Source organism: Nonomuraea sp. NPDC005730, assembly GCF_040630865.1.
Lineage (GTDB): Bacteria > Actinomycetota > Actinomycetes > Streptosporangiales > Streptosporangiaceae > Nonomuraea.
Window position 1 is genome coordinate 25,704 of record NZ_JBEXYK010000064.1, and the last position, 25,086, is coordinate 50,789.

28 protein-coding genes are annotated in these 25,086 nt (G+C 74.2%); 17 read left to right on the forward strand and 11 right to left on the reverse strand.

Features of this window, described 5'->3' with window-relative positions:
* Positions 1 to 14 precede the first annotated feature (14 nt).
* Positions 15 to 1,016 carry a prolyl aminopeptidase gene (pip, locus tag ABZ444_RS42520; RefSeq protein ID WP_358009730.1) on the forward strand — a complete coding sequence of 334 codons (1,002 nt, stop codon included), beginning with the start codon at positions 15 to 17 and terminating at the stop codon, positions 1,014 to 1,016.
* Here pip and ABZ444_RS42525 read toward each other — a convergent pair.
* Together ABZ444_RS42525 and ABZ444_RS42530 are read right to left on the reverse strand one after the other, a co-directional pair.
* Positions 965 to 1,435: a nitroreductase family deazaflavin-dependent oxidoreductase gene (locus tag ABZ444_RS42525; protein ID WP_358009732.1), complete on the reverse strand. Its 471-nt coding sequence runs from the start codon at positions 1,433 to 1,435 to the stop codon at positions 965 to 967. The two genes, pip and ABZ444_RS42525, sit on opposite strands and share 52 nt — an antisense overlap.
* Positions 1,436 to 1,496: 61 nt before the next feature.
* Complete coding sequence (locus ABZ444_RS42530) at positions 1,497 to 2,126, reverse strand: TetR/AcrR family transcriptional regulator (protein WP_358009733.1); 630 nt, start codon at positions 2,124 to 2,126, stop codon at positions 1,497 to 1,499.
* A gap of 63 nt (positions 2,127 to 2,189) precedes the next feature.
* On the opposite strand from ABZ444_RS42530, the gene ABZ444_RS42535 reads away from it, so the two are divergent.
* Entirely contained in the window at positions 2,190 to 2,789 is a 600-nt protein-coding gene (locus tag ABZ444_RS42535) for a hypothetical protein (protein ID WP_358009735.1), read from the forward strand.
* 114 nt (positions 2,790 to 2,903) lie between these two features.
* Here the strand turns inward: ABZ444_RS42535 and ABZ444_RS42540 are convergent, their stop codons facing one another.
* Both ABZ444_RS42540 and ABZ444_RS42545 read right to left on the reverse strand, forming a co-directional pair.
* The gene (locus ABZ444_RS42540; RefSeq protein WP_358009737.1) at positions 2,904 to 4,325 is read right to left on the reverse strand and encodes a hypothetical protein; all 1,422 of its coding nucleotides are present in this window, start codon (positions 4,323 to 4,325) and stop codon (positions 2,904 to 2,906) included.
* Between the two features lie 104 nt (positions 4,326 to 4,429).
* Positions 4,430 to 4,951 (reverse strand): snapalysin family zinc-dependent metalloprotease, encoded by a 522-nt coding sequence (locus ABZ444_RS42545; protein ID WP_358009739.1) that lies wholly within the window; start codon positions 4,949 to 4,951, stop codon positions 4,430 to 4,432.
* A gap of 189 nt (positions 4,952 to 5,140) precedes the next feature.
* Here ABZ444_RS42545 and ABZ444_RS42550 point away from each other — a divergent pair, with 189 nt between their 5' ends.
* Positions 5,141 to 6,397 (forward strand): cation:proton antiporter, encoded by a 1,257-nt coding sequence (locus ABZ444_RS42550; RefSeq protein WP_358009741.1) that lies wholly within the window; start codon positions 5,141 to 5,143, stop codon positions 6,395 to 6,397.
* 47 nt (positions 6,398 to 6,444) lie between these two features.
* On the opposite strand, the gene ABZ444_RS42555 is transcribed toward ABZ444_RS42550, so the two are convergent.
* A complete protein-coding gene (locus ABZ444_RS42555) occupies positions 6,445 to 7,983 on the reverse strand; it encodes an alpha/beta fold hydrolase (protein ID WP_358009743.1) in 1,539 nt (512 codons plus the stop codon).
* A gap of 78 nt (positions 7,984 to 8,061) precedes the next feature.
* Positions 8,062 to 8,700, reverse strand: coding sequence for a TetR/AcrR family transcriptional regulator (locus ABZ444_RS42560; RefSeq protein ID WP_358009745.1), 639 nt, complete (start codon positions 8,698 to 8,700; stop codon positions 8,062 to 8,064).
* A gap of 84 nt (positions 8,701 to 8,784) precedes the next feature.
* On the opposite strand from ABZ444_RS42560, the gene ABZ444_RS42565 reads away from it, so the two are divergent.
* Entirely contained in the window at positions 8,785 to 9,273 is a 489-nt protein-coding gene (locus ABZ444_RS42565; RefSeq protein WP_358009747.1) for an HXXEE domain-containing protein, read from the forward strand.
* Between the two features lie 24 nt (positions 9,274 to 9,297).
* Here the strand turns inward: ABZ444_RS42565 and ABZ444_RS42570 are convergent, their stop codons facing one another.
* Both ABZ444_RS42570 and ABZ444_RS42575 read right to left on the reverse strand, forming a co-directional pair.
* Positions 9,298 to 10,014, reverse strand: coding sequence for a DUF2071 domain-containing protein (locus tag ABZ444_RS42570; RefSeq protein ID WP_358009749.1), 717 nt, complete (start codon positions 10,012 to 10,014; stop codon positions 9,298 to 9,300).
* Positions 10,011 to 10,235, reverse strand: coding sequence for a hypothetical protein (locus tag ABZ444_RS42575; protein ID WP_358009751.1), 225 nt, complete (start codon positions 10,233 to 10,235; stop codon positions 10,011 to 10,013). The genes ABZ444_RS42570 and ABZ444_RS42575 overlap by 4 nt, the downstream gene beginning before the upstream one ends.
* A gap of 154 nt (positions 10,236 to 10,389) precedes the next feature.
* On the opposite strand from ABZ444_RS42575, the gene ABZ444_RS42580 reads away from it, so the two are divergent.
* Positions 10,390 to 11,145 carry a ZIP family zinc transporter gene (locus ABZ444_RS42580; RefSeq protein ID WP_358009753.1) on the forward strand — a complete coding sequence of 252 codons (756 nt, stop codon included), beginning with the start codon at positions 10,390 to 10,392 and terminating at the stop codon, positions 11,143 to 11,145.
* A gap of 13 nt (positions 11,146 to 11,158) precedes the next feature.
* On the opposite strand, the gene ABZ444_RS42585 is transcribed toward ABZ444_RS42580, so the two are convergent.
* Entirely contained in the window at positions 11,159 to 11,764 is a 606-nt protein-coding gene (locus ABZ444_RS42585) for an XRE family transcriptional regulator (protein WP_358009754.1), read from the reverse strand.
* Positions 11,765 to 11,881: 117 nt separating this feature from the next.
* On the opposite strand from ABZ444_RS42585, the gene ABZ444_RS42590 reads away from it, so the two are divergent.
* Positions 11,882 to 12,718, forward strand: a complete 837-nt coding sequence (locus ABZ444_RS42590) for an EamA family transporter (protein WP_358009756.1) — start codon at positions 11,882 to 11,884, stop codon at positions 12,716 to 12,718.
* Positions 12,719 to 12,812: 94 nt separating this feature from the next.
* Entirely contained in the window at positions 12,813 to 12,965 is a 153-nt protein-coding gene (locus tag ABZ444_RS42595; protein ID WP_358009758.1) for a hypothetical protein, read from the forward strand.
* Positions 12,966 to 13,131: 166 nt separating this feature from the next.
* On the opposite strand, the gene ABZ444_RS42600 is transcribed toward ABZ444_RS42595, so the two are convergent.
* The gene (locus ABZ444_RS42600) at positions 13,132 to 13,668 is read right to left on the reverse strand and encodes a hypothetical protein (protein WP_358009760.1); all 537 of its coding nucleotides are present in this window, start codon (positions 13,666 to 13,668) and stop codon (positions 13,132 to 13,134) included.
* A gap of 171 nt (positions 13,669 to 13,839) precedes the next feature.
* Between ABZ444_RS42600 and ABZ444_RS42605 the strand changes: the two genes are divergently transcribed.
* From ABZ444_RS42605 to ABZ444_RS42650, 10 genes are all read left to right on the forward strand, one after another.
* A complete protein-coding gene (locus tag ABZ444_RS42605) occupies positions 13,840 to 14,433 on the forward strand; it encodes a hypothetical protein (RefSeq protein WP_358009762.1) in 594 nt (197 codons plus the stop codon).
* Positions 14,434 to 14,443: 10 nt separating this feature from the next.
* Positions 14,444 to 14,746, forward strand: a complete 303-nt coding sequence (locus tag ABZ444_RS42610; protein WP_358009764.1) for a GNAT family N-acetyltransferase — start codon at positions 14,444 to 14,446, stop codon at positions 14,744 to 14,746.
* A gap of 174 nt (positions 14,747 to 14,920) precedes the next feature.
* A complete protein-coding gene (locus ABZ444_RS42615) occupies positions 14,921 to 15,412 on the forward strand; it encodes a hypothetical protein (RefSeq protein ID WP_358009766.1) in 492 nt (163 codons plus the stop codon).
* A gap of 197 nt (positions 15,413 to 15,609) precedes the next feature.
* Positions 15,610 to 17,046: an MFS transporter gene (locus ABZ444_RS42620; RefSeq protein ID WP_358009768.1), complete on the forward strand. Its 1,437-nt coding sequence runs from the start codon at positions 15,610 to 15,612 to the stop codon at positions 17,044 to 17,046.
* Positions 17,043 to 18,569: an FGGY family carbohydrate kinase gene (locus ABZ444_RS42625; protein ID WP_358009770.1), complete on the forward strand. Its 1,527-nt coding sequence runs from the start codon at positions 17,043 to 17,045 to the stop codon at positions 18,567 to 18,569. Before ABZ444_RS42620 ends, ABZ444_RS42625 begins: the two co-directional genes overlap by 4 nt.
* Complete coding sequence (locus ABZ444_RS42630) at positions 18,566 to 20,239, forward strand: glycerol-3-phosphate dehydrogenase/oxidase (protein ID WP_358009772.1); 1,674 nt, start codon at positions 18,566 to 18,568, stop codon at positions 20,237 to 20,239. Before ABZ444_RS42625 ends, ABZ444_RS42630 begins: the two co-directional genes overlap by 4 nt.
* On the forward strand, positions 20,236 to 21,789 hold the full coding sequence (locus tag ABZ444_RS42635; protein ID WP_358009774.1) for an FAD-binding oxidoreductase: 1,554 nt from the start codon (positions 20,236 to 20,238) through the stop codon (positions 21,787 to 21,789). Before ABZ444_RS42630 ends, ABZ444_RS42635 begins: the two co-directional genes overlap by 4 nt.
* A gap of 10 nt (positions 21,790 to 21,799) precedes the next feature.
* Entirely contained in the window at positions 21,800 to 22,411 is a 612-nt protein-coding gene (locus ABZ444_RS42640) for a glycerol-3-phosphate responsive antiterminator (RefSeq protein ID WP_358009776.1), read from the forward strand.
* Between the two features lie 27 nt (positions 22,412 to 22,438).
* On the forward strand, positions 22,439 to 23,356 hold the full coding sequence (locus ABZ444_RS42645; protein WP_358009778.1) for a DMT family transporter: 918 nt from the start codon (positions 22,439 to 22,441) through the stop codon (positions 23,354 to 23,356).
* Positions 23,356 to 24,456, forward strand: a complete 1,101-nt coding sequence (locus tag ABZ444_RS42650; protein ID WP_358009780.1) for an alcohol dehydrogenase catalytic domain-containing protein — start codon at positions 23,356 to 23,358, stop codon at positions 24,454 to 24,456. Before ABZ444_RS42645 ends, ABZ444_RS42650 begins: the two co-directional genes overlap by 1 nt.
* 16 nt (positions 24,457 to 24,472) lie before the next feature.
* Here ABZ444_RS42650 and ABZ444_RS42655 read toward each other — a convergent pair whose 3' ends face one another.
* The gene (locus tag ABZ444_RS42655) at positions 24,473 to 24,889 is read right to left on the reverse strand and encodes a hypothetical protein (RefSeq protein ID WP_358009782.1); all 417 of its coding nucleotides are present in this window, start codon (positions 24,887 to 24,889) and stop codon (positions 24,473 to 24,475) included.
* Positions 24,890 to 25,086: the final 197 nt, after the last annotated feature.

Below are 25,086 nucleotides of genomic sequence, written 5' to 3' on the forward strand. Positions count from 1 at the left end.
AGTACGGTGGCCGGATGTATCCCGCGATCGAACCTTATGACCATGGCCTGCTCGACGTCGGCGACGGTCATCTCGTCTATTGGGAGGCGTGCGGCAACCCCGGCGGCAAGCCCGCGCTGGTCGTCCACGGCGGGCCGGGGTCGAACTGCACCCCGGGCCAGCGGCGCGTCTTCGACCCGGAGCGGTACCGGATCATCCTGTTCGACCAGCGCAACTGCGGGCGCAGCCGCCCGCACGCCGCCGACCCGGCCACCGACCTGTCGGCGAACACCACCCACCACCTGGTGGCCGACATGGAACGGCTGCGCGAGCACCTGGGCGTGGACCGCTGGCTGCTGTACGGCGGTTCGTGGGGTTCGACGCTGATCCTGGCCTACGCCGAGGCCCACCCCGAGCGGGTCTCGGAGATCGTGCTCACCGGGGTCACCACGACCCGCCGGTCGGAGATCGACTGGCTGTACGACGGCGTCGGCCGGTTCTTCCCCGAGCAGCGGCAGCGCTTCCGCGAGGGGGTGCCGGAGGGCTGCCGGGGCAGCCTGGCCGAGGTGCTGAGCGCCTATGCCGGGCTGATGGCCGACCCCGATCCGGCGGTCCGCGCCAAGGCCGCCCACGACTGGACGGCGTGGGAGGACACGGTCATCTCACTGGAGACCAACGGCAAGCCCAACGCCTACAGCGACCGGCCGGCGGACAGGCTGGCGGCGCTCGTCCGCATCTGCGCCCACTACTTCTCCAACGGCGCCTGGCTGGAGGAGGGCGTGCTGCTGCGGGAGGCGCACCGGCTGGCGGGCATCCCCGGCGTGCTCGTCCACGGCCGCTTCGACCTCGGCGCGCCCCTGGAGTACGCCTGGGAACTGGCTCAGGCGTGGCCCGAGGCCCGCCTGGTGATCGTGGAGGACTCCGGGCACACCGGAAGCGGCACCTTCCGCGACGAGATCCTGGAGGCCCTGGACGGCTTCGCCGATCACCCCGGAACGAACCGGACGAACGGTATGCGGCTGCCCACCTCGCGGTAGTCGTCCACGCCGCCGTCGACGGCGAAGCCCATGATCCGGCAGAGCCGGCGGGCGGCGGCCGGGTGGCGGGGGGCGTACCGGGCCATGATGTCCGCGCCTTCGCCCGGCTCCAGCGGCACCGCCGTGGCGCGCAGGCGGGAGCCGCCGACCTCCAGCGTCACCTGCGGGGTGGCCCTGACGTTGCGGTACCAGTCGGCCTTGGGGCCGAAGCCGGAGGCGGCCACGTAGCCCCGCTCGTCGCGCTGGACCACCTCGATGACGGCCCGGCGGGGCAGGCCCGAGACGCGTCCGGTGTGGGTGAGCAGCATGACGCGGCCGCCCAGCAGCGGCCCGAGACCAAGGCGGTACAGCAGGATGGGCAGCCGCCACAGCCTGCGGCGCAGCCCGGTCGGCGGGTCCGGTCTCCTGACGATCTCCATGGTCGGTCTCCTCCCGTGGTGGGTGGCGGGCCCCGGACGGCCCGGTCGAGGACTGCCTCAGTCAGCCGGGCGGCGCCCCCCGCGGACGCGGACCGCCCGACTCGCCCGCCTCCAGCAGGTCCTCCACCGCCGACAGCGCCTCGCCGACGGGGAGGGCGGGGTCGATCATGTGGTGCAGCATCAGCCCGTCGATCGCGGCGGTGACGAGCGTGGCGACGCCGTCGAGGCGGGCGGCCGGCCAGCCGGGGCGCAGCCGACCGAGACGGGCGGCGATCCGGCCGCGGGCCCGGCGGAGCTCGTCGCGCAGCACCACGCCCAGGGCCGGATCACGGGTGGCGCCCACGATCAGCTCGGCGGCCAGCCGGGGCATCGGCCCGTCGCCCGCCGCCTGGGCCGGCAGGCCGCGCATCAGGGCCAGCGCGGCGCGCTCGTCGTCGGCGGCCAGCAGCTCGGTGACCAGCGGGCCGACGACGAGGTCGGTGGCGCGGCGGAAGATCGCCTCGCGCAGGCCGGGCAGCCCGCCGAAGTGGTAGTGGATCAGGCCGGGGTTGGTGCCGGCCCGCTCGGCCACGGCCCGCGTGGTGACGCCGGGCCACCCGTGCTCGCCCAGCAGCGCGACCCCGGTCTCCACCAGCTGCTCACGACGGCGGTCGCCGCGCGCCGAATTTGGCCGATCGGCCAAGTTGGTCATACGGCCAAGTTAGCACGGGGAAATTCGCGTGCGCCACGGCGGCGGCCGGTGTTGCATGTCCGGATGATCGACGAACCGCTGGACCGCCTCCGCGCCGCCGCACGACGTACCCGCGAACTGGCCCTGGAACGGGGGGCCACCGGCGTGGGCCACGAGGACGCCGACGACGACGCCGGGACGATCGGCACCGACGGCGCCCTGGGCTTCGACCCGTTCCCCCTGCTCGAAGCCCTGCACCGGCATCGTGTCCGGGCCGTGGTGATCGGGCAGGTCGCCGGCATCATGCACGGGTCCGCCGAGCTGACCGGCGACCTGGACCTGCTCTGGGACGGCCGCCCCGGCCACGCCCCGGCCCTGGCCGCCGCCTTCGCCTCCGTCGGCGCCCGGTTCGCCGACGAGACGGGCGGCCCGCTGCCCGTGCACCCTGACTCGCTGCTGCGCCCGAAGACGTGCTTCACCTCGCCGGGGGCCGGCGGCGACTGCTGCACCCCGGCGCTCCCCTGGGGAGGGCTCCGGGTCGGCGAGTGCCTGGACCGCGCGGTGACCGCGACCGGCCCCGGCGGCCTGGAGGTCCACTACGTCTCCCGGGCGGACCTGATCCGGATGCGCCGCGCCCTGGGCCGGCCGAAGGACCTGCGCCGGGCGGCCGAACTGGAGGCGTGACCGGCGAACTGGCCGGGCACGCCGAGATCAAGCCGACGGGCACGCCACGGGCTCATCCACGCGCCGGTTCCCGCGGCGGCACCACCCGCGTGCTGACCCGCCGCCGTCCGCCGGTCACTCCACCGCGCCCGTCCGCGCGAGCAGGTCCTGGTACCAGGTGTCGTACGGATGGTTGGTCGCCGGGTAGTTCGCCGGCGGATCGGTCGCCTGGCCCGCCGAGTCGAAGTCCCACCCGCGGACGAGCCGGCCCGCCCGCCGCGCCTCGGTGATGAACGACGACTGCCCGGCGGGCGCCGCGTAGAACAGCGCGCCCTGCCGCAGCTCCGCGCTGTCCCCCTGCTGGAACTCGGCGAAGGCGACCTGCCGGTAGCGGATGCGGTCGCCGGTGAACGCGTCGGTGTCCACCCGCAGGGTCCGCGACGGGGTCGGGCCGTCGGCGCCGGTCCACACGTGCACGCGGGGCGCGCCGCCGTAGGAGGTGGTCCTGTCGTGGCGGGCGTCGGAGGTCCTGGCGTTGCCGCTCCACGCGACGCTCGCCGCGCCGGCGTCGAGCGCGCCGGACCACTCCCAGTTCTGACTGCTGCTCTGACTGCGGTGGATCTCCCGGAGCCGGGTCCCGCCCGCGTCGGTGAAGCGGACCGTCGGCAGGACGCCGTTGTCGTACTGGCGGCCGGCGGACCAGGTGATCTCGCCGGCGGCGTCCAGGCGTCCCACGCGGTACCAGAGCGTGGTGGCGTTCTGCGACTGGTGGACCTCGACCAGGTCTCCGTTGTCGTTGAGGGCGACGGCCGGGGTGACGCCGCTGTCGTACCTGCCGTGGCGCAGCCAGGTCACCCGGCCGTCGGCGCCGTACACACCTGTCCAGTACCACAGCGCTCCGGCGCCCGAGTCGTGCACCTCCACGACCTGGCCGCGGGTGTTGGCCGCGACGGCCGGATTCGAGCCGAGGTCGCGCTTGTACAGCGTGCGGGTGGTGCCGTCGCCGGAGATCACGGGGAGCACGCGGCCGCGCAGCGCGTCCACGGTGGGCGGGCCGGCCGGGTAGTCCTCGGCCCGCAGCAGCCGCGGCCCGAAGGCGGCGACGAGCTCGTCGTTCAGCGCGGCCGGGTTGCCCGCGGCGTAGGACGGGTTGTCGGTCAGGTCGTCCTTGAGGTCGAGGGCGACGACGATCGGCGCGGCCGTGGGATGCCCCGCCGACCAGTCGTCGATCACCGCGAGCCAGTCGCCGAGCAGGTTGGAGGCCGGGTTGCCCGCGTGGTCCACCTCGTCGCCGGGGGCGTCGTGGCCGACGGAGTAGTCGCGGGCGGTGGCGTACCCGTTGTCGTGGACGTCCAGCTCGACGAAGCGGACGCCGTGGTCGAGCTGGTAGGCGATCGAGTTCCTGGCGCCGTTGACGTTGCCCGAGTAGCTGTTGTGCGTGGCGCGGAAGACCGCCGAGGGTAACGGCACGTCCGCCGCCGCCTCGGCCGATCCGCCGGCCGCCAGGACCGAGGCCGCGGCGGCGAGGGCTGACAGGGCGGCTCTCGAACGGGGCATGCGCTGATCCTCACGTCGGGGGGTGATTGCTCCCAGACAATACGATCACGCCCCTCCGGCCAACCCCCGCCGGACGAACCCGGCGGGGGCGGCTCCGGCCGAGGTCAGCGGTCCTCGTGGACGCGGCCGAACTCGACCGCGGGCGCGCTGCCGGCGAAGTTGCGGTCCACCTCGGCCCGCTCGGCCCCGCTGGGGGTGGCGTTCGTGCAGCTCACGGGGGCGCTGGAGCCGGACATCAGGTCGCTGCAGAGCCCGGTGCGCCGGTCCGGCAGGCCGAGGATGTGGCCGATCTCGTGGGTGGCGATCCGCAGCGGGTTGTAGCCCTGGTTGACCGCCTGGCGGCCCATCCAGATCGTGCCGCGGCCGAGGCTGGTGGGCAGCGTCCTGGGCCAGTTGTTGTCGGCCAGGACGACGAAGCCGGCGGGCGTGCCCTGCATGAGCCGGACGTTCACCACGTTGGCGTTCCAGACCTGGGCGGCCTGGTTGACCACGTTGACGAACTCCGCCGACCGGGAGGCGTCGTACCGCAGCACCCGGACCAGCACGGCGGCCTGGGCCGGGGAGGTGACCAGCAGGAAGGAGAGGGCGAGGACGACGGAGAGCGTGACACGGAGAGACCTTGACACGGATCCTCCTCCAGAAGTTGGGGGGTCCTGTCACGGTAGGCGCGCAGTCAGGGGTCGGAAAAGTAGCTATTAGTGCATATTGCCGCGATATGCCGACGGCGGCCTGGGCTCGCCGCTTCGGCGGATACTGAGCGATTTGCACGAATAAGAGGAAGATTGTCCTGAGTTGATCAGGGCAGTGGGGCCGGGATGTCCACCCCCGATCTCGTCCTGGCCCTCGGCGGCGCGGCCGCGCTGCTCGCCGCCGTCCTGCCCGGCCTGCTCGCCCGCCGGGCCTTCTCCCCTCCCCTGGTCTACCTGCTCGGCGGCATGGGGTTGTACCTGCTGCCGATCGGGCTGCCCGAGCCCGATCCCGTCGCCCACCGGGCGGCCGTCGAGCACATCACCGAGATCTGCGTGCTGGTCTCGCTCATGGGCGCGGGGCTGGCGCTCAACCGGAGGATCGGGTTACGGAGCTGGTCGACGACCTGGCGGCTGCTCGGCTGGGCGATGCCGCTGACCGTCGCCGGGGTCGCGGCGGCGGCGTCCGGCGTGCTGGGCTGGCCCGTCGCCGCCGCGCTGCTGCTCGGGGCCGTGCTCGCGCCGACCGACCCGGTGCTCGCCTCCGACGTCAGCGTGGGCGAGCCCGCCGACGCCGAGAACGCCGACGACGAGGTCCGCTTCGCCCTCACCTCGGAAGCTGGTCTGAACGACGGGCTGGCCTTCCCCATCGTGTACGCCGCCATCGCCCTGGCCACCGCCGGCGGCCTGGGCTGGACGGGCGAGTGGGCGCTGACGGACGTGCTCTACCGGATCGTCGCCGGGGTCGTCTGCGGCCTGCTGATCGGCCGCCTGCTCGGCCGGCTGTTCTTCCACTCCCCCGCCGAGGAGCTGCGCCTGGCCGAGCGCCGCGACGGCTTCGTGGCCCTGGGCGCCACCCTGCTCGCCTACGGGGTCACCGAGCTGGTCAGCGGCTACGGCTTCATCGCCGTGTTCGTCGCCGCCTGCGCCATCCGCCGGGTCGAGCACGGGCACGGCTACAACAACGTCCTGCACGGCTTCGTCGAGCAGCTCGAACGGCTCTTCACCTCCTGGCTGCTGCTCCTGCTCGGCGGATTCGTCGCCGCCGGCGGCCTGGCCCCGCTCACCTGGCGCGGCGCCCTCGTCGGGGTACTACTGATCCTGGTCATCCGACCGGTGGCGGGCTGGCTCTCCCAGGTCAGGGGCCCGGCCGGCCCGCGCGAGCGCCGGATCATCTCGCTGTTCGGGATCCGGGGGGTGGGGTCGCTGTTCTACCTGGCGTACGCGCTGGGGCACGCCGACTTCGGCGTGCCGCCCGAGGAACTGTGGGCGGTGACGGCCTTCACCGTGATGCTCTCGGTCGTCCTGCACGGCATCACCGCGACGCCGGCCATGGCCCGCCTCGACGCCCTCCGCGAGCGCCTGGCGACGGGCGCCCGGGGGTAGGACGCGGCCTCGCGGAGAGGGGGTCGCGAGGCCGCGTCAGCACCTGGCTACCGCAGGACGGACGTCCACCCGGGACGGCCGGGCAGCGGGCTCGGGCTCGGGACCCGCCTGAGCGACAGCTCGCCCGGCGGGACGGCCGGGCACCGCGCGCCCCGGGCGGGCAGGTCACGGGAGAGCAGGTAGCGGTCGAAGGCGGCCGTCGGGCACTCGCCACGCCCGTAGATGCCGTGCCCCCACCCTTCGTAGGTCAGCAGCCGGGCCTGCCGGCCGGCCTGCAGCGCCGTGGAGGCCGCCCACACGTACGGCGTGGCCGGGTCGTGCAGGGCGTTGCCGAGCAGGAGCGTCGGCGAGCCGTCCACCCTGAGCCGGTGCTGCCGGTTGGGCGTGGCCGTGCCCTGGCAGGCCAGCGCGAGCGGGTGCGCCGCGGCGCTGACCAGCATGTCCGGCGCGACGGCCGCCGACCTGCGGAGCAGCCGGTCCCAGTCGCGGTAGCCGCGGACGGGCAGCGCGTAGTCCTGGCAGAAGACGAAGGTCGCGTCGTTGACGGTCTCCCCGGCGGCCCGGACGGGCGGCGCGAAGAGCGGGCTGACCGGGCCGGCGCCGCTCTCCATGGCGGCCAGCAGCTCGGCGAGCCGGCTCCAGGCCGGGCCGTAGAACGCGCCGAACGCCAGGCCGATGAGGTCGAGTCTGCGCAGCTTGACGTCCGGCTGCCCGGGGAAGGTCAGCTCGCCCCGGTCGGCCCTGGCCAGCAGCTCGTGCCACACCGCACGGACGTCCCGGCCGTGCAGCGCGCACGAGTCGGTCCGGCCGCACCAGGCCACGAACTCGTTGAAGGAGTCCTGGGAGGTCCATGCCTCGGTGTCCAGGAACGCCTCGGTGCCGAGGCTGTGGTCCATGTTGCTGTCCAGCGCGAGGGCGCGGACGCGGCGCGGGTAACGCTCGGCGTAGAGCTGGCCGATCAGGGTGCCGTACGAGACGCCGTAGTAGGTCAGCTTGTCGTCGCCGAGGGCGGCGCGCAGGGCGTCGAGGTCGCGGATCACGTACCCGGTGTGGACGTTGTCGAACAGCGGGCCGGTGCGCCGGCGGCAGTCCTCGCCGTAGCGCCGGTTGAAGGCGAGCAGGGCGTCCCAGCCGGCCTGGTCCTTGATCGACAGCGGGTCGGGCGCCTGCTGGGCGAGCTCCAGCGAGCAGGTGACGGGATGGCTGCGGCCCACGCCGCGCGGGTCGAAGCCGACCACGTCGAAGCGGCTGGTGATCTCGGGGGTGAAGCCGAGCCAGTCGTTCACCACGGCGTCCACGCCCGAGCCGCCGGGGCCACCGGGGTTGATCACCAGCGACCCGATGCGGGCGGCCGGGTCGCTCGCCCGGCGCCGGGCGAGGGCCAGCTCGAACGTCCCGGCGCGCGGGTCGTTCCAGTCGACCGGCACGGTCAGCGTCCCGCAGTCGACCGCGGCATTCTCCGCGCACGGCGCCCACCGCACGGCGGGGGCGGCGGTGGCACCGGTGGTGGCGGCGGCCGCGGAGACCGGCGCGAGCGGCGCCGCGAGGGCCGATAAGAGGGTGAGGATCAGGACTGGTCTTCGCATCGCGACTCCAATCGTCGGGGACCTGATCATCGATCAGTTCCTCCGACAAGACCATCCGACTGGAGGAGGAGACCGGAGTCATCCCTGAGTACCTTCCGCTCGGCCTCCCTCCCGCAGATAGCGCGTGGCGATCGTGACGATCTCCCCCTCCAGCTCCGCCGCGTCGAGGCCGGCCGGGTCGGCGGCGAACCGGTGGACGAGCGACTCGACCAGGGCCACGACGAACCGCGCCTGGCGTCCTGGATCGGCCGGGGACAGGCCGGGGTCGGCCCGCAGCAGCCTCTCCACGGCCGCCGCCGCCTCGCCCTCGACCTCGCGGAAGCGGGTGAGCAGCTCGGGCGGCCGGGGCGCCTGCTCGAACAGCACCCGGTGCAGCCGCGGGTCCTCGGCGTGCACGGCCACGAGCGCCCGGGTCAGCTCCGGCAGCCACTCGGCCAGGGGCCGCGGCTCGGCCAGCGCGTCCGCCACCGTGCGGGCCGTCTCCTCCAGGTGCCGCCGGGCCAGCACGACCAGGATCGCGTCCTTGTTGGGGAAGTACTGGTAGAGCGAACCGATCGACAGCCCGGCCTCCTCGGCGATGCGGTCCGTGGTGCCGGAGGCGTAGCCGTGGCGGCTGAAAACGCGAGCCGCCGCCTCCTCGATGCGCCGGCGGGTCTGCCAGGCACGCTGTTGCCGCGGCGTCTTCCTGGGGCGATGGGGGGAACGGGCGGGGGGCAACGGCGGCCTCCGGATGCGAGTGCAAAAACTGAGGAATTCCTCATATTCTAGCCGCTCGTTTCCAAACCCCCTGGAGGTATCACCGTGACCAGGTCCGGCGTACGCCAGATCGCCGCCCCGCCCACCGCCGGGGTGCTGCCGTTCCTGATGCCGTTCGGCGTCTACGTCCTGCACACCCTGGAGGAGCTGCCGGGCTTCGCCGCCTGGGCCACCCGGCACTTCGGGCCGGAGACCACGAGCGCCTTCGCCTCGTACCACGTCCCGCTGATGTTGCTGGTGCTGGCCTGTTCCTGGCGCGCCACGCAGCGGGACCGGCACGGCGTCTGGGTGGTGCTGGCCACCGCCCTCCAGTGGCAGTTCGCCGTCAACGCGCTCTTCCACCTGGGCACCTGGGTCGTCCTCGGCGAGTACTCGCCCGGCGCCGTCACCGCCGCCGTGGTCGCTCTCCCCGCCACCGCCTGGTACCTGGCCTGGATCCGCCGCGAGGACCGGGCGAGCGGCCGCGAGATCGCTGTGGCGCTGGTCGTCGGCACTCTCGTGGCGGCCGCCGCGATCGGCTTCCTCTTCCTGTGAGCCGTACGCGGGCCGCTCGTCAGGTCACCACGACCACATGCCGACGCGTACGTCCACGCCCGGGGAGGCGTGCAGGAGGGGAGGGCCGGCCGGGTCGGGCAGGCCGGCGGCCCGCAGCAGACCCTGGTCGAGGCCGGTGAGCTCGACGTGCTGCAACGGCCACGGCGGGTGCTCGACCTCGGCCGCGACCAGCCGGCCCGCCACCCGGGTGAACAGCCGGTGGCGGGCGGTCAGGAAGTGCGCGAGCTCGTCCTGCTCGTCCTCCCGCAGGACGCCGCCCACCTCCGCCTCGGCGTCGCACCGTACACCCGGCGTCCCCGGCCACCGCCGGCGGCAGCGGTACCGGCGGCGCCGCCGGTCGATCCGGACCGACATGTCGGACCAGTGGTAGGGCAGCCGGTAGCCGGAGCGCCCGCCGAGCGCGGCCAGCAGCCGTCCCGCGTCCAGGGACAGGAACCAGACGCCGGAACGGCCGCGCGCGTCCCGTACGTACGTGCGGCAGTTGGTCTCCGGGAACGCGGACAACCACGGCACGGCGGGCAGGCCGGGCACCCGTACGTCCTGCATGAGGAACGGCGTCACCCCCACCCACGCCGAGCCGTCCATGGTCTCGACGGCGAGCTCGTCCGGCACCAGCCCACGAACCACCTGGACGGGGTAACGCCAGTGCAGGAACGTGATGTGCGCCCACCGGTGGCACATCACCGGCAGCGCCACGCGCGGGGACGGCGGCGCCTTCACGTGCGGCGGTGCTCGGCGAGGACCCGGCCGTCGTGCCGGATCCGGGCGGCCCGGTAGGGCGGGACCGGGCGGGTGACGCACGCCCGCGCGGCCGACTCGGCCTCCGCCTGGTCGATCCCCCAGCCGATGGTGTGCCACCGGTCGTCCGCCGCGTCCAGGGCGGTGATCTCGTAGAGCTGGCGCGCCGGACGCGGGGTGCAGGGGGTGTGGCGGTGCTCCATCCAGGTCTCCTCACGACGGGGGCGGGCCGCCGCCTGCCCTACCCGGGGCGTCCCGGCCCAATCCCCCGCCGCCGGCGCGGATTCGCGAACGCGTGACGGGAAGGGCAGAGGCGAGAGAACCTGAGGGACGAGGACGCGAGAGGGATCGGTGCACATGCCTGAGTGGCTGGAAGCGGGGACATGGGGGCTGGTCGCCGGGGGCGCGCTGGTCCTCGGCGCGGCCGTGGCGATGCTGGTGCGGGTGCCGGCGCGGGCGATCGCCACCGTGATGGCCTTCGGCGCCGGGGTGCTCATCTCGGCGCTGTCCTTCGAGCTGCTGGACGAGGCCGAGCGGTCCGGCGGGCTGCTGCCCACCGCCGTCGGCTTCCTGGCGGGAGCCTGCGCGTACGTGGCGGCCAACGCGATCCTGGCGCGGCACGGCGCCCGGCACCGCAAACGCTCCGGCGACCAGCAGCCCAGCGAGGCGGACACGCAGGGCAGCGGCGCCGCCATCGCCGTCGGCGCGCTGCTCGACGGCATCCCCGAGTCGGTGGTGCTCGGCCTGTCCCTGCTGCACGGCGGCGAGATCGGCCTCGCCGTCGTGGCGGCGGTGTTCGTCTCCAACGTCCCCGAGGGCCTGTCCAGCGCCGCCGGCATGCGACGGGCCGGGCGCAGCCCCGCGTACGTGTTCGGCGTCTGGGGCGGCATCGCCGTGATCAGCGGCGTGGCGGCCATGACCGGCTACCTGACCCTCCGGTCGGCCTCCCCCGAGGCGATCGCGCTGATCACCGCGATCGCGGCCGGCGCCATCCTGGCCATGGTGGCCGACACCATGATCCCGGAGGCGTTCGAGCAGGCGCACGTCCTGACCGGGCTGATCACCACCGTGGGCTTCCTGTCCGCCTTCGCCATCGAGCGCCTGGCCTCCTGACGGCGAGCGCGGCTCACGGCCGGCCGGCCTCGGCCGAGCCGAGGGTCCAGGGTCCCGGAGGGAGGTGGACGGTCATGATCATGTCGCAGGTGCCGGCGCCCTCGCCCCGGTAGCCGTGCGGGGCGTCGCCGTCGAAGGTGGCGGTCTGGCCCGCCTCGACGGGATGCTCGACGCCGTCGAGGACGAGCGTCATCCGCCCGGAGACGACGCTGAGGGTCTCCACCACCCCGGCCTGGTGGGGTTGGCTGGGGTACTCCTCGCCGGGTTCCAGCTGCCAGCGCCAGACCTCGACCGGGGCCGGGCCGGTGGTGGTCAGCATGAGCCGGGCCCGGCCGCCGCGCGGCCCGGTCCACAAGGGGGTCACGGCGTCGGCGGCCACCACGCGCAGGCGGCCCTCCGGCGGCCCCTGCATCAGGGCCGAGACCGAGATGCCCAGGGTGTCGGCCAGCCGGACCAGGGTGGCCAGGTTGGGGTTGCCCTGCGCCTTCTCCAGCGCCACCAGGGCGCCCTTGCTGACCTGGGCGCGCCGGCCGAGCTCCTCCAGGGACAGGCCGGCGCGGGTGCGGGCGGCCTTGACGTTGTGGGCGACCGTTCGCAGGGCTTGGGCCGGCTCGGCCATCTGTTCACCTTCCTCGCGGGGCGGACCGGTGCAATGTACTGCGCGGTCGGTCCGTTGTCCTCCAGCGGTCATTCTAATGTACTCTTTGGTCGTTCCGCTGACTGTCCGGGAGGTGTCGTGATCGCTCTGCTGCTGGCTCTGGGCAGCTCGCTCGCCTACGGCTGCGCCGACTTCCTCGGCGGCCTGGGCGCCCGAAAGGCCCATGTGCTGCGTACCGTGATGGTCGCGGCCCCGGCCAGCCTGGTGGTCGAGCTGTTGTTGTGGCCGATGCTCGGCGCGTCGTTCAGCCCCGCCGCGCTCGGCTGGGGCGCGGCCTCGGGCGTCGCCTCGGCGGCCGTGTTCGCCCTGCTCTACCGCACGCTGGCGATCGGCCCGATGAACGTGCTGTCGCCGGTGACCGCGCTGGTGTCGGCCGCGCTGCCCGTCGCCGTGGGGCTGCTCCAGGGTGAGCACCTGTCGGCCGCCGGGCTGGTGGGGCTGCCGCTCGCGCTGGTGGCGGTCGTCCTGGTCAGCGCGGGGCACGGCGGAGGTTCGGCGCGCCCGTCGCGTACGGCGCTGCTGCTGGCGTTCGGCGCGGGTTCGGCGATCGCCCTCCAGCTCGTCTTCCTGCACCAGGCGCCGTCCGACAGCGGGGTGGCGCCGTTGATCGTGGGACGGGCGGTCTCCTCGGCCGTCACCCTGACCGCGGCCGGGCTGCTGCGCCGCCGGCTGGGCTCCGAGCGGCCCGCGTACGCGCTGTCGGCGACCGCGGGCGTGCTCGACTCCGTGGCGAACCTGCTGTTCCTGCTCGCGGCCCGCAGCGGTGACCTGGCCGTGGTGGCCGTGATCACCGCTCTCTACCCGGCCGGCACGGTGCTGCTCGCCCGCGGCGTGCTCGCCGAGCGCATCCACCGCGGCCAGCTCGTCGGCCTGGGCGCCGCGGCCCTGGCCGTCAGCCTCCTCGCCCTGCCCTGACCTCCTGCCCGCCGACGACGCCGGGCGCGGGCCTGCCCCCGGCCTGGCCGATCTCGACGCGCTCGTCGCGCGGACCAGGGCGGCGGGCCTGGAGGTGGAGCTGTCGGTCGACGGCGCCGTGGACGGCGAGATGGAGCCGACGGTCTACCGGATCGTCCAGGAGGCGCTGACCAACGTGCTCAAGCACGCCGGCGCCCGCACCCGCGTGCACCTGGTCATCGCCGCGTACGAGGCCCGCCTCGTGTGAGGTCCGCCGGTTCCGTCCGCATGACAGGCGCGACGCCGGGCGACGCACGGCGGGGTCGCAAGGGCCTGACGGTGTTCTTCGGCGCGGGGGTCGGGGCCCAGCAGGGGGCTCCGCGGTCCGCGCGGACGTGACCGGCGTTCGCTGACACCGCCTACACCCCGGCCGTCTACCGGTGAGCCGCCTGCTCCGGGCGGGGGGCGACCGGCTGTCTGAGCAGCGTCTTCGGGTCGGGGTCGGTGAAGTCGGTCAGGTAGATCTCGTGGTGCAGCCCGTTGGGCACCAGCCCGTGCTCGGCCATGAACGCCTCCATCACCTCCAGCGACCTCTTCTCCTCGCTGTAGGGCCCCTCGTGCAGCAGCTCCACGCACTCGCCCTCGGTGAAGGTGACGACCTGGACCCGGTCCACGGCCGCCCCTGACGGGCGGGCCCGCTCACGCGCCGCCTCGGCCGCCCCCGGCTCGGGCATCTCGGGCAACGGCAGCAGCAGGTGCCACCGCCACTGGTCGCGCGGGGTCTCCAGCGGCGGCAGCGTGGTGTCCTCCACCCACCACCGCCCCTCCAGCGGCCCGGCGGCGCCGCCCATGACGGAGGCCACGGCGTACAGGGCGCCGATGGCCGAGACGTGTTCGGCGCCGCCGGGCTCTCCCATGCCCGTGACGTTGAGACAGGTGACGGGATGGCAATGGATCAGTCGCGGGGTCATGGATCCTCCGGGTAGATCTGGGTGGAATCCCCATAGCGTGCGGTCTCCCCGCGGGGGAGAGTCCAATCAGCGTCACCGACGCCGTCCCGCGCGTGACCCGGGGGCGTCTGTACGCGGGCCCGGCCCGGTGCGCATAATGGGCAGCCGTCGGTCCGTCTCCTTGGAGCGTCCATGGATCGTCTGTTCGTGCGGCTGGTTCTTTACGTGGTCAGGTTCGCCGGGGCCGTCGCGGGGGTGTGGGGGGTCGCCTACGCCGTCAACGGCGCCACGCAGGCCGGCGGGGAGATCACCGTCCGCGTCGTCCCCCGGCTGGAAACCGCCGACCGGCTCGGGTTGAGCGGGGTGAAGCTGCCCCGCGGCCTCTCCCTGGGAGGCGGGGAGCTGACGCTGCGGGTCTGGGACTCGACGGCGGTCGAGCAGGTGCTCTTCCGGGCGGACGTGCTGGTGGGCGGCCTGTGCGCGCTCGTCGCCGCCCTCCTGGTCGGGGGGCTGCTGACGTCCGTGTTCGAGGGGGAGCCGTACCGCGTGGGCAACGCGGCGCGGGTCGGCTGGCTCGCCGTCCTCGCGCTCGTCTCGGGAGCGGCCCAGGCACTGCCCGCGCTCGCGGTGGCCGCGGTGCTCGACCGGGCCGGGGCGGGCGGGACGTTCGGGCCGCCGTCCGGGCTGTCGTGGCTGCCGTTCACGGGCGCGGCGCTGCTGGCGGCGCTGGCCCTGGCGCTGCGCGCCGGGCGCCGGGCCCGCGCCGACGTCACATCTGTCACATAGTGTCGCGATCATGACGATCGAACTGGCGTTCCTGACCCGGCTGATCGGCGACCAGGACAGCAGCGGCGAGTACCAGTGGTACGGCTGGCAGGCCCCCCACCGCCTGCGCCGCCTCTGGGACGAGAACGGGATCCTCGGCGAGGACGGCGGCCTGCTCGTGATCGCCTCCGGCGAGGACCGGGCGGGCCTCGTGTCGTGGCGCAGACAGCTCACCTCCCGGGTGTCGTACTGCTGGGAGATGGGCCTCATCGTGGCGCCCGGCTTCCGCGGCAGGGGGCACGGGACGCGGGCGCAGCGCCGGCGCGTGGCGTGACGGCGTGATGTACGGCATCGTCCGCGCCGACCTGGACAGGACCCAGGAGTCTCCCGCCCCGGGCGCCTGACCAGGGCCGCGCGGACGTCGGCGGAGATCAACGCGGGCTCAACGGATCCTCAACACGGGCGCCCCTACCTTGCGATCATCCGATTCCGCACCAAGGGGGAGCACATGCGTAACCTTCACGCTCTGGCGGTCGCCGCGGTGGTGGCCGGCGGCGTCCTGACCGTCGCCTCGCCCGCCGGCGCCTCCGCGCAGGACGCCCGGCAGGTGTCGCGGGCCGCCGGGCCGATCAACTACTCGTGCGGCGCGCGGCTGCGGGTGAGCCGGGACGTGCCCAGGAACACCTGGCACCGCATGGCGAAGGCGAAGGGCCGCCGCGGCATGGTCTACCTGTACGAGGCCGGCGGCGTCCACCGCGGCCGGGACGTGTGGTGGGCGTGGGGCACCAGCCTGCGCTCCGGCGACCGGATCTCCATCGACTGGACCGACGACGGGGGCCGCACCTACCACGCCTGCCACGCGGTGGTCAGGGGCGGCGGACGCCGCAGCGTCACGTCCTTCGCGGTGGACGCCCCGAACGGCCGCAAGTTCCGCGCCTGCGTGAAGGCCGCGGGCAAGTGGTCGTGCACCCACGGCTGGTGGGAGATCAGGTATTCCTGACCGGCCGGTCCGCCGGGCAGGGCGTGCGAGCTGCGGCGATACGACGGCGACTGCTTGACATACCGGACAACCGGCACATAGTGTCCCGTCAATCGGCAGGCACAGACGAAGAGATCCCTGTCAGTGGTCTTCGTCTGTGCCTTTGTCGTATCCGGACCGCTGGCAAGGGATCACACCCCCCTGAAAGGCGGCTGGGCATGAGCGACGCCCCCGTGCAGAACACCTCGGTCACGCGGATCCGCAACGCCGGAGACGCGGCCGACGTCATCAACACCCTGACGAGACTGGCCGGCCGGGCCAACTGGATCTGGTTCCTCGCCCTGGCGGGCCTGTTCCTGGACGCCTACTCCAACGCGGCCCTGGGCGCCGGCCTGTCCCCCATGGTCAAGCAGCTCGGCCTGTCGCCGGGCCAGGTGGGGGTGCTCACCGCCATGGCGCCGGCCATCGCCATCATCTCCAACCCGTTCGGCGGCTGGCTGGCCGCCCGGATCGGCCGGGTCAAGCCGCTGCTGCTGACCAAGGTGGTGTTCGCGCTCGGCGCGCTGCTCACCGCGGCCGGCTCCGACTTCCAGACCGTCTTCGCCGGCCGCGGCCTGGTCGGCATCGCGTACGGCATCGACTTCGCGGTGGCCATGGCGCTGCTGGCCGAGTACACCCCGTCCGCGCTCAAGGGCAGGCTCAACTTCTGGCAAGGCGTCTGGTACACCGCCACCACCACGAACCTGCTGCTCACGCTGGTGTTCTACCGTTTCGACGTGGGCGCGGACATCTGGCGCTGGTCGGTGGGCTCCTCGGCCGCCTTCGCCGTCGTGCTGCTGGTCCTGCAACTCGCGTTCCTGGTGGAGAGCCCGACGTGGCTGGCCGCCAAGGGACGGCTGCGCGAGTCCGCCGCGGCCCTGCGCCGCATGTACGGCTTCGCCGTCCAGGAGGACGGCCGAGAGGGCGGCGGCCCGGCCGAGCAGGGGCGGCAGGTGGGGTTCGGCGACGCGGGCGTGCTGTTCCGCAGGCCGTACCTGCCGCGCACGGTGTTGTCCACGGTCATCTCGCTCACCCAGGCCATGCAGTACTTCGCGGTCGGCTGGTACCTGCCGGTGATCAGCCTGGAGCTGTTCGGCAAGGAGTTCGAGAAGGCCACGATCGGGTCGATGGCGTTCAACGCGGTCGGCATCGTCGGCGGCTGCCTGGCGGCCTACACGGGCCGCCGCCTCGGCCTGCGGGTCAGCTCGATGGCCGGGTACGCGGTGGTGTTCGTGGCGCTGCTGGTGATGGGCGCGACGTTCAAGGAGCTGCCGGTCGCGCTGGCCGCGCTGCTGCCCGTGATGTTCATCTTCTTCCACTCCGCCGGGCCCGGCCCGAACGGCAAGTCGATCGCCGCCCTGTCCTACCGCAGCGACATCCGCACCCTGGGCACCGGCGTGACCGGCATGCTCGGCAGCCTCGGTTCGGTCGCCGGCCTGTACCTGTTCCCGCAGTTGCAGGCGGGCATCGGGGTCGGCGCCAGCCTCATGGTGCTGTCGGTGGTGCCGCTGGTGGGCCTGGTCACCTGCCTGCTGATCAAGTGGGACCCCACCCGCGTGGCGGTCAACCTGGAGGAGGAGGAGATCGCGCTGCGGAAGGGGGACGAGCGCCGATGACCGGCCGTACCCGACGGGGGATCCTCAGCGTCGACGAGGGCACCACGGGCACACGCGCGGCGGTCGTCCTGGACGACGGCTCCGCGGCCCCGCCCGCCTACCGGCCCATCTCGGTCCACTCCCCCGACCACCTGCGGGTCGAGCAGGACGCCATGGAGATCTGGGCGAAGACCGCCGAGGTCTGCGCGCAGGCCCTGGAGTGGGCGCGGGCGCACGAGGTCGAGGTCACCGGCGTGTCGATCGCCACCCAGCGCGCCACCGTGCTGCTGTGGGACACCGTCACCGGCGAGCCGCTCACCCCCGCCGTGGTCTGGCAGGACCGCCGCTACGCCGCCCGGCTGCGCGAATGGGAACCCGGCTGGGACGCCCGCCTGGTCGAGCGCACCGGCCGGCCGGTCGGCTCGCGCGCTCCGCTGCTGTGGGCCGCCGACGTGCTGCGCGACGACCCGGCCGTACGCCGGGCGCACGAGGCGGGACGGGTGGCGTTCGGATCGGTCGACACCTGGCTGGTGTGGCGGCTGACCGGCGGCGCGCGGCACGTCATGTCCGCCACCAACGCGGTCGCCGCCGGCGCCTACGACCTGCGCACCGGCGACTGGTACGAGCCGTGGCGGGACTTCCTCGGCTGCCCCCGCGACGTGCTGCCGCAGATCCTGGACGAGGACGGCGACTACGGCCACACCGACCCGTCCGTGCTCGGCGTGCGGCTGCCGGTGTTGTCGGTGATGGGCGACCAGCACGCCGCGATGATCGCGCTCGGCGCGCACCGGCCGGGCCAGGCGATGTGCGTGCACGGCACGGGAACGTTCCTGGACGCCGTGGCCGGCGACCGGCCGCCCGCGCATCGCCGGGCGGTGCCGGGGGTGCTGACCCTCGTCGGCTGGCGCTCGCGCGGCGCCGCGGTGTTCAGCCTGGAGGGCTACGCCGCCACGACCGGCTCGGCGGTGCGCTGGTTGTGCGAGGAGATCGGGCTGTTCGACTCGCCCGCCCAGCTGACCGCGCTGGCCCGCGAGCATCCAGGGCCGAGCCGGGTGCGTTTCCTGCCCGCGCTGGCCGGGATGCGCACCCCGGTCTGGTCGCCCGAGGCCACCGGCGCGCTGACCGGGCTCAGCCTGTCCACCACCCGGGCCGAGCTGGCCCGGGGCGTCCTGGAGGGCATCGCGCACTCGGTGTGCGACCTGCTGGACGGGGTGGAGCAGGCGCTCGGCGCGCCGGTCACCGATCTGTTCTGCGGCGGCGGCCTGGCCAGCAGCGACGTGCTGATGGCGAGCCAGGCCGACCTCGTCGGGCGGCCGGTCCGCCGCGCCCGTGCCAACGAGACGGCCAGCCTGCGCGGCGCCGCCTATCTCGGGGGCGTGCGGGCGGGGCTCTGGCCCGACCTGCCCGCCGCCCTCGCCGGGCTCGGCGACGTCCCCGTCTTCGAGCCCACGTTGCCCGACGCCGCCCGCGAGGAGGCCCGCGCCGCCTGGCGTGACCTGCTCACCCGGCACATCTCGTACCAACAGGAGGATTTCCCCTCGTGATCCGGCTTCCAGAACGCAAGCCCAGATCGGAGACCAGGAGCGCCATCCGGCGCACCCCGCTGCGGCTGGACCGTCAGGCGCAGATCGAGCGGCTGGCCGGAAGGCCGGTGGACGTGCTCGTCGTCGGCGGCGGCGTGACCGGCTGCTACGCCGCGCTGGACGCCGCGACCCGCGGTCTCAGCGTGGCGCTGGTGGAACGCGACGACTTCGCCTCGGGCACCTCCTCCAAGTCCTCCAAGATGGTCCACGGCGGCCTGCGCTACATCGAGCAGGGCAACCTGCCGCTGGTGCGCCGTTCGCTGCTGGAGCGCCAGCGCTTCCGCCGCAACGCGCCCCACCTGGTGCGGCGGCTGCCGTTCGTGCTGCCGATCCTCGCCCAGGACGGCGTCTTCGACGCCCGCATCGCCAAGGCCTTCGAGGGCCTGCTGTGGACCTACGACCTGGCGGGCGGCTGGCGCATCGGCCGCCTGCACCAGCGGCTGAGCGTGGCCGAGGTGCTGGCCAGGGCGCCGCGGCTGCGCGCCGACCGGCTCAAGGGCGGCCTGCTCTACTACGACAGCCGCACCGACGACGCCCGCCTGACCCTGACCATCGCCAGGACCGCCGCCCACTTCGGCGCCACCGTGCTGAACGGCGCCACCTGCCGCGAGCTGGTCAAGGAGGGCGGCCGGGTGCGCGGCGCCCGCGTCGAGGTGGACGGCCGCACGGTCGAGGTGCGCGCCGGGGTCGTCGTCAACGCCACCGGCGTGTGGACCGACACCCTGGACGCGCTGTCCGACCCGGGACACCGGCCGCGGGTGCGTCCGGCCAAGGGCGTGCACATCGTGGTGCCGTGGACGCGGCTGCCGGTGGACGGCACGGTAACCGTCCCGGTGCCCGGCCGGGCCCGCCGCGCCACCTGCACCCGCTGGGGCGACGTGGTCGTGGTCGGCACCACCGACACCGACTACGACGGCTCGCCCGACGAGGTGCTGTGCACCCGCGAGGAGATGCAGTACCTGCTCGACGGCGCCAACACCGCCTTCGACGCCGACCTCACCCCGGACGACGTGATCGGCTCGATCGCCGGGCTGCGCCCGCTGGTCGGCGAGAAGGAGGGCGCCACGCTCGACATGAGCCGCGACCACCGGATCATCACCGACGGCTTCGGCCTGGTCACGGTCACCGGCGGCAAGCTGACCACCAGCAGGCACATGGGCGAGCTGGCCGTGGACGAGGCGCTGAAGGTGCTCGGCCGCAAGGCCCGCTGCCGCACCGCGCGGCTGCCCCTGCTCGGCGGCGCGGGCTACGACGCCGAGGCGACCACCGCGACCGGCGGGCTCGGCGCCCACCTGGGCGAGCGGTACGGCACCGAGGCCAGGTTCGTCGCCGACCTGATCACCGAGGACCCGTCGCTGGCCGGGCCGGTCGTCGAGGGCAGCGAGTACCTGCGGGCCGAGGTGGTCTACGCGGCCCGCTGCGAGCTGGCCAGGAACGTGGACGACGTGTTGTCGCGGCGCACCCGGATGCGGGTCTTCGCCCGCGACCTGTCGGTCGAGGCGGCTCCCGAGGTGGGCCGGCTGCTCCAGCGCGAGCTGGGCCTCTCCGACGACGAGGTGGCCCGGCAGGTCGAGGACTACGTGCGCGGCGTGGACCGCGAGAAGAGCGTTCTGATGGAGGGACTTTCATGATCAGCAGGCAGACCGTCACCCACCCGTTCAACCGCGGCGACTACGTCGTGGGCGCGCCGACGCCGCCGCGCTGGGCCGCCGACTGCCCGCCGGGGAAGGGCCCGGCCAGCCTGCAGGGCCAGGTCGTGCCGGTCCCCGAGAGCGTGGTGGCGGAGCTGCGCGCGCTCGGCGCCGCCGTGCACACCGAGCGGGACGAGGTGGTCCTGCGCACCCGCGACTGGTGGGCGGGCACCTCCATCGGCGAGACCGACGGCCGCCCGGCCACGCCGGAGGCGGTCGTCGTCGAGGTGGACGAGGAGGAGCAGGTGGCCGCCGTGGTGCGGATCTGCCACGAGCACCGCATCCCGCTGACCGTCTCGGCCGGCCGCAGCAACGTGCTGGGCGCCGCGCTGCCCGTGCACGGCGGCGTCGTGCTGGACGTGTGCCGGCTCAACCGCATCCTGTCCTTCGACGCCGAGTCCATGATCGTCGAGGTGCAGGCGGGCATGTTCGGCGACCTGTTCGAGAAGGAGCTGCAGGAGACGCACGGCGCCACCACCGGCCACTGGCCGTCGGCGTTCGCCATCTCCACCGTCGGCGGCTGGGCCGCCTGCCGCGGCGCGGGCCAGCTCTCCACCCGCTACGGCAAGATCGAGGACATGGTGGTCGGGCTGGACGTGGTGCTGCCCGACGGCACCACCGCCAGCTACGGCACCTACCCGCGCGCGGCGGTGGGCCCCGACCTGCGGCAGCTGTTCATCGGCTCGGAGGGCACGCTCGGCGTCATCACCCGGCTGCGGCTGCGTACGCACCGGCTGCCCGACTACGCGGTGGGCATCGCCTACGGCTTCGACACCTTCGCCGCCGGGCTCGACGCGTGCCGGGAGATCCTGCAGCGCGGCGCCACCCCGGCCGCGCTGCGCCTGTACGACGCGCACGAGAGCGGCACCCACTTCGGCGAGCCGGGCACCAACCTGCTGCTCGTCGCCGACGAGGGCGACCCGGTGCTGGTCGACGCCGTCATGAAGATCGCCGACGAGGTCTGCGCCGAACGCGCGTCGGTGAAACTGGACGGCGCGGCCGTCTTCGCCCGCTGGCTGGACGAGCGCATGATCGTCGGCAAGGCCGCCGACGGCTTCGTCCGGGGGCCGGGGTTCGTCTCCGACACCTGCGAGATCGCCGGGCCGTGGGCCGCGCTGCCCGCCCTGTACGACGAGGTCGTGGCCGCCATCGAGGCCGTCCCCGGCACGCTGCGCGCCTCGGCCCACCAGTCGCACGCCTACACCGACGGCGCCTGCCTGTACTTCTCGCTGCGCGGCGACGTCGAACGCGACCACCGGCGCGCCTGGTACCGGGCCGCCTGGGACGCCGCCGCCGAGGTGCTCGTCAGGCACGGCGCGGCGATCAGCCACCACCACGGCGTCGGCCTGCTGCGCTCGCCGTACATGCGCGACGCGCTGGGCAGCGGCTATCCCACGCTGGTGGCGGTCAAGCAGGCGCTCGACCCGCGGGGCATCATGAACCCCGGCAAGCTGGGCCTGCCCGCGCCCTTCGAAAACACGGCGCACTAAGGTGGATGCGGTGAACTCTCGCCACAAGGGCCCGCTGGATCAGCGCCTGCTCGCCGCCCTGGCCGAGCATCCCGTCGCCGCGTCGCTGGTGGGGGTGGAGATGGTCGAGCGGTTCACCTCCTCCCCCACGCCGATCGGCATCCTGGCCTCGATCCCGCTCGGCGACCTGGCGGCCACGGTCAAGCGCACGGTGACCGCCCAGAAGATCGGATTCGTCAACATCGACTCGACCCCCGGCCTGGGGCACGATCCCGGGGCGCTGGCGTACCTGCAGAGCATCGGCGCGGTCGGGATCGTCTCCACCCGGCAGGCGATGATCGAGCGGGCCACCGGGCTCGGGCTGCTGACCATGCAGAAGGTGTTCGTCACCGACCGGTCGAACCTGCGGCGCAGCATGCAGTCCATCACCCGGTCGCGGCCCGACCTGGTGCAGCTCATGCCGGCCATGGTGTTGCGGCACGTCGAGCGGCAGGTGCGGGCGGTCGGCGTGCCGTGCCTGGCCGCGGGGTTCGTGCAGAGCGCGGACGACGTGGTGGAGGCGCTGCGGCACGGGGCCGTCGGCGTGTGCACCTCCGACGAGGAGCTGTGGGGGCTGCGCCGCTCGGCCCTGCGCGCCTCCTGATCCGTCTTCATCCGGAAGGACCTTGCGATGACGCCTGCCCGCGTGCGGGAGACCGCCGCCCCCACGGTGCCCGCCCGGCGCGCCGGGAGGCGGTGGCCGGTGGCGCCCGGGGTGTTCGTCGTCCTGTGGAGCAGCGCGTTCATCGCGGGCATCCCGGGGGTCAGGGCGGCGCCGCCGTTGTTGCTGATGTTCGGCAGGTTCGCCGTCGCCGGGGTGTTGCTGGGGGCGTACGCGCTGGTCAGGCGGGTGCCGTGGCCCCGGGGGCGGGACCTGGCGCACGTGGCCGTGGCCGGGCTGCTGATCCAGGCCGTGCAGTTCGGCGCCTTCTACAGCGCGCTCGGCGCGGGCCTGCCGGCCGCGGTCGTGTCCCTGGTGCAGGGGCTGAACCCGGTGGTCATCCTGCTGGTCGGCCGGGTGCTGGGCGAGCGGGTCGGCGCCGGGCAGTGGGCCGGGTTCGCGCTCGGCCTGGCCGGGGTGGTCCTGGCGGTGGCCGACCGGATCAGCCTGTCCGCGTCCGGGGTGGCGCTGTGCCTGCTGGGCCTGGCCGGGCTCAGCGCCGGCACCCTCTACCAGCAGCGGTACGCGCCCCGCATGGACGCGCTGAGCGGCACCGCGGTGCAACTGCTGGTCAGCGCCCCCGCCGCCGGGCTGGCCTGCCTGGTGCTCGGCCCGGTCCGGGTGTCGGACTGGACGGCGTTCGGGCTGTCCGTGGGCTGGATGGCGCTGGTCAACTCCATCGCGGCGTTCATCCTGCTCAACCGGATGTTGCTGCGCTCCCCGGCCAGCCGGGTGAGCACGGTGTTCTTCCTGACCCCGGCCGTGACCGCCGTCCTGGCCTGGTCGCTGGCCGGGCAGCCGCTGCCCCCGCTCGCCGTGGCCGGGCTCGTCCTGGGCGGCTGCGGGGTGCTGCTGGCCAACCTCTCGACACGAAGAAGGGCGAACTGATGCGCATTCGCGGCGCGGTCCTGGAGGAGATCGGCCGGTCCCGGCCCTACGCCGGGTCGCGGCCCCTGACGGTCTGCGACCTCGAACTCGATCCACCGGGGCCGGGCGAGCTGCTGGTGCGGGTGGAGGTGGCCGGCGTGTGCCACTCGGACCTGTCGGTGGTGGACGGCAACCGGGTGCGTCCCGTCCCCATGCTGCTCGGCCACGAGGCGGCGGGCGTGGTGGAGCGGACCGGCCCCGGCGTCGACGACCTCGCCCCCGGGCGGCGCGTCGTGATGACCTTCCTGCCCAGGTGCGGCGGCTGCGCCGGCTGTGCCACCGAGGGCGTGACGCCCTGCCTGCCCGGCAGCGCCGCCAACAACGACGGCACCCTGCTGAGCGGCGCGGTCCGCCAGCACAGGGACGGGGTCGCGGTGCTGCACCACCTCGGGGTGTCGGCGTTCGCCACGCACGTGGTGGTCGACCGGCGCTCGGTCGTCCCGGTCGATCCCGACGTGCCGGCCGAGGTCGCCGCCCTGCTCGGCTGCGCCGTGCTGACCGGCGGCGGCGCCGTGCTCAACGCCGGCCGGCCGCGCCCCGGGCAGACGGTCACGGTCGTCGGGCTCGGGGGCGTGGGCATGGCGGCGCTGCTCACCGCGCTGGCCCTCGACGACGTCCGGGTGATCGGCGTGGACGCCAACCCGGCCAAGCTCGCCACCGCCCGCGAGCTGGGCGCGCACGAGGTGTACGGCCCGGACGACCCGCCGGGCCAGGCGGACGTCGTGGTCGAGGCGGCGGGCAGCGCGCGGGCGTTCGAGACCGCGGTGACCGCCACGGCCCCCGGGGGCCGCACCGTCAGCGTGGGCCTGCCCGCGCCCGGCGCCCGCGCCTCGATCTCGCCGCTCGCGCTGGTGGCCGGCGGGCGCAGCATCATCGGCAGCTACCTGGGCTCGGCGCTGCCCGCCCGCGACATCCCGGTGTTCGCGCGGATGTGGCGCGAGGGCCGGCTGCCGGTGGAGCGGCTGGTCTCGGCCCGGATCGGCCTGGCGGCCGTCAACGAGGCGATGGACCAGCTCGCCGACGGCGCCGCCCTGCGCCAGCTGATCGTCTTCGACGGCTGACCGCCTGGGCCGGGCGCTACCCCGACGCGACGACCAGCGTCTGGGGGGCCGCCTGCTTCATCCGGCCGCGTGCCCACGTCATCTGGGTGGCGGTCTCCTCCTCGCAGCCGCGGACCGCCGCCAGCAGCGCCTCGTCGCGGGCGCCCTGCGCGGCCTGGCCGATCAGCGTCCAGCAGACGTCGCACTCGGCGGCCATGAGGTAGAGGTCGTGCAGGTCGCGCAGCAGGCCGAGGCCGCCGCCACGGGTGCCGGAGAAGAGCGTCGAGTGCAGCCGCTCCGGCTCGTCGGGGGCGTCCTCGGAGTAGCGTTCCACGAACGGCCGCAGCCGCCGTACGTGCTCGTCGCACTGCTCGGCGAGCCGTCGGCAGATGTGCACCACGTCCGGCTCGTCACCGTGGGCCGCGGCGGCCCGTTCGATCAGGGCCACGGGCACGTCGCAGATCTCCGCCGCCCGTTCCCGGCGGGCACTGCTCGACCACCCGCGGCCCGTACGGCGTGCGCGAACCCCACGGATCGGCGATGCGGTCAGGCCTTCCGGCGGCTCCTTCCGGGTGGGAGATCCGGACCGCATACCCTCACGTGCTCGTCCCATGCCTGCGCCGTGGGCCCGGCCGTCGAAAACGGGATGCG

Bases quoted from the DNA above. Each gene is read 5' to 3' on its own strand.
- ABZ444_RS42645 (WP_358009778.1), top strand. From the start codon at position 22,439: ATGACGCCTGCCCGCGTGCGGGAGACCGCCGCCCCCACGGTGCCCGCC.
- ABZ444_RS42635 (WP_358009774.1), top strand. From the start codon at position 20,236: ATGATCAGCAGGCAGACCGTCACCCACCCGTTCAACCGCGGCGACTAC.
- ABZ444_RS42575 (WP_358009751.1), bottom strand. From the start codon at position 10,235: ATGGAGCACCGCCACACCCCCTGCACCCCGCGTCCGGCGCGCCAGCTC.
- ABZ444_RS42585 (WP_358009754.1), bottom strand. From the start codon at position 11,764: ATGGCCGAGCCGGCCCAAGCCCTGCGAACGGTCGCCCACAACGTCAAG.
- ABZ444_RS42525 (WP_358009732.1), bottom strand. From the start codon at position 1,435: ATGGAGATCGTCAGGAGACCGGACCCGCCGACCGGGCTGCGCCGCAGG.
- ABZ444_RS42615 (WP_358009766.1), top strand. From the start codon at position 14,921: ATGCGTAACCTTCACGCTCTGGCGGTCGCCGCGGTGGTGGCCGGCGGC.
- ABZ444_RS42620 (WP_358009768.1), top strand. From the start codon at position 15,610: ATGAGCGACGCCCCCGTGCAGAACACCTCGGTCACGCGGATCCGCAAC.
- ABZ444_RS42650 (WP_358009780.1), top strand. From the start codon at position 23,356: ATGCGCATTCGCGGCGCGGTCCTGGAGGAGATCGGCCGGTCCCGGCCC.
- ABZ444_RS42535 (WP_358009735.1), top strand. From the start codon at position 2,190: ATGATCGACGAACCGCTGGACCGCCTCCGCGCCGCCGCACGACGTACC.
- ABZ444_RS42580 (WP_358009753.1), top strand. From the start codon at position 10,390: ATGCCTGAGTGGCTGGAAGCGGGGACATGGGGGCTGGTCGCCGGGGGC.
- ABZ444_RS42600 (WP_358009760.1), bottom strand. From the start codon at position 13,668: ATGACCCCGCGACTGATCCATTGCCATCCCGTCACCTGTCTCAACGTC.
- pip (WP_358009730.1), top strand. From the start codon at position 15: ATGTATCCCGCGATCGAACCTTATGACCATGGCCTGCTCGACGTCGGC.
- ABZ444_RS42540 (WP_358009737.1), bottom strand. From the start codon at position 4,325: ATGCCCCGTTCGAGAGCCGCCCTGTCAGCCCTCGCCGCCGCGGCCTCG.
- ABZ444_RS42625 (WP_358009770.1), top strand. From the start codon at position 17,043: ATGACCGGCCGTACCCGACGGGGGATCCTCAGCGTCGACGAGGGCACC.
- ABZ444_RS42550 (WP_358009741.1), top strand. From the start codon at position 5,141: ATGTCCACCCCCGATCTCGTCCTGGCCCTCGGCGGCGCGGCCGCGCTG.
- ABZ444_RS42555 (WP_358009743.1), bottom strand. From the start codon at position 7,983: ATGCGAAGACCAGTCCTGATCCTCACCCTCTTATCGGCCCTCGCGGCG.
- ABZ444_RS42605 (WP_358009762.1), top strand. From the start codon at position 13,840: ATGGATCGTCTGTTCGTGCGGCTGGTTCTTTACGTGGTCAGGTTCGCC.
- ABZ444_RS42530 (WP_358009733.1), bottom strand. From the start codon at position 2,126: ATGACCAACTTGGCCGATCGGCCAAATTCGGCGCGCGGCGACCGCCGT.
- ABZ444_RS42610 (WP_358009764.1), top strand. From the start codon at position 14,444: ATGACGATCGAACTGGCGTTCCTGACCCGGCTGATCGGCGACCAGGAC.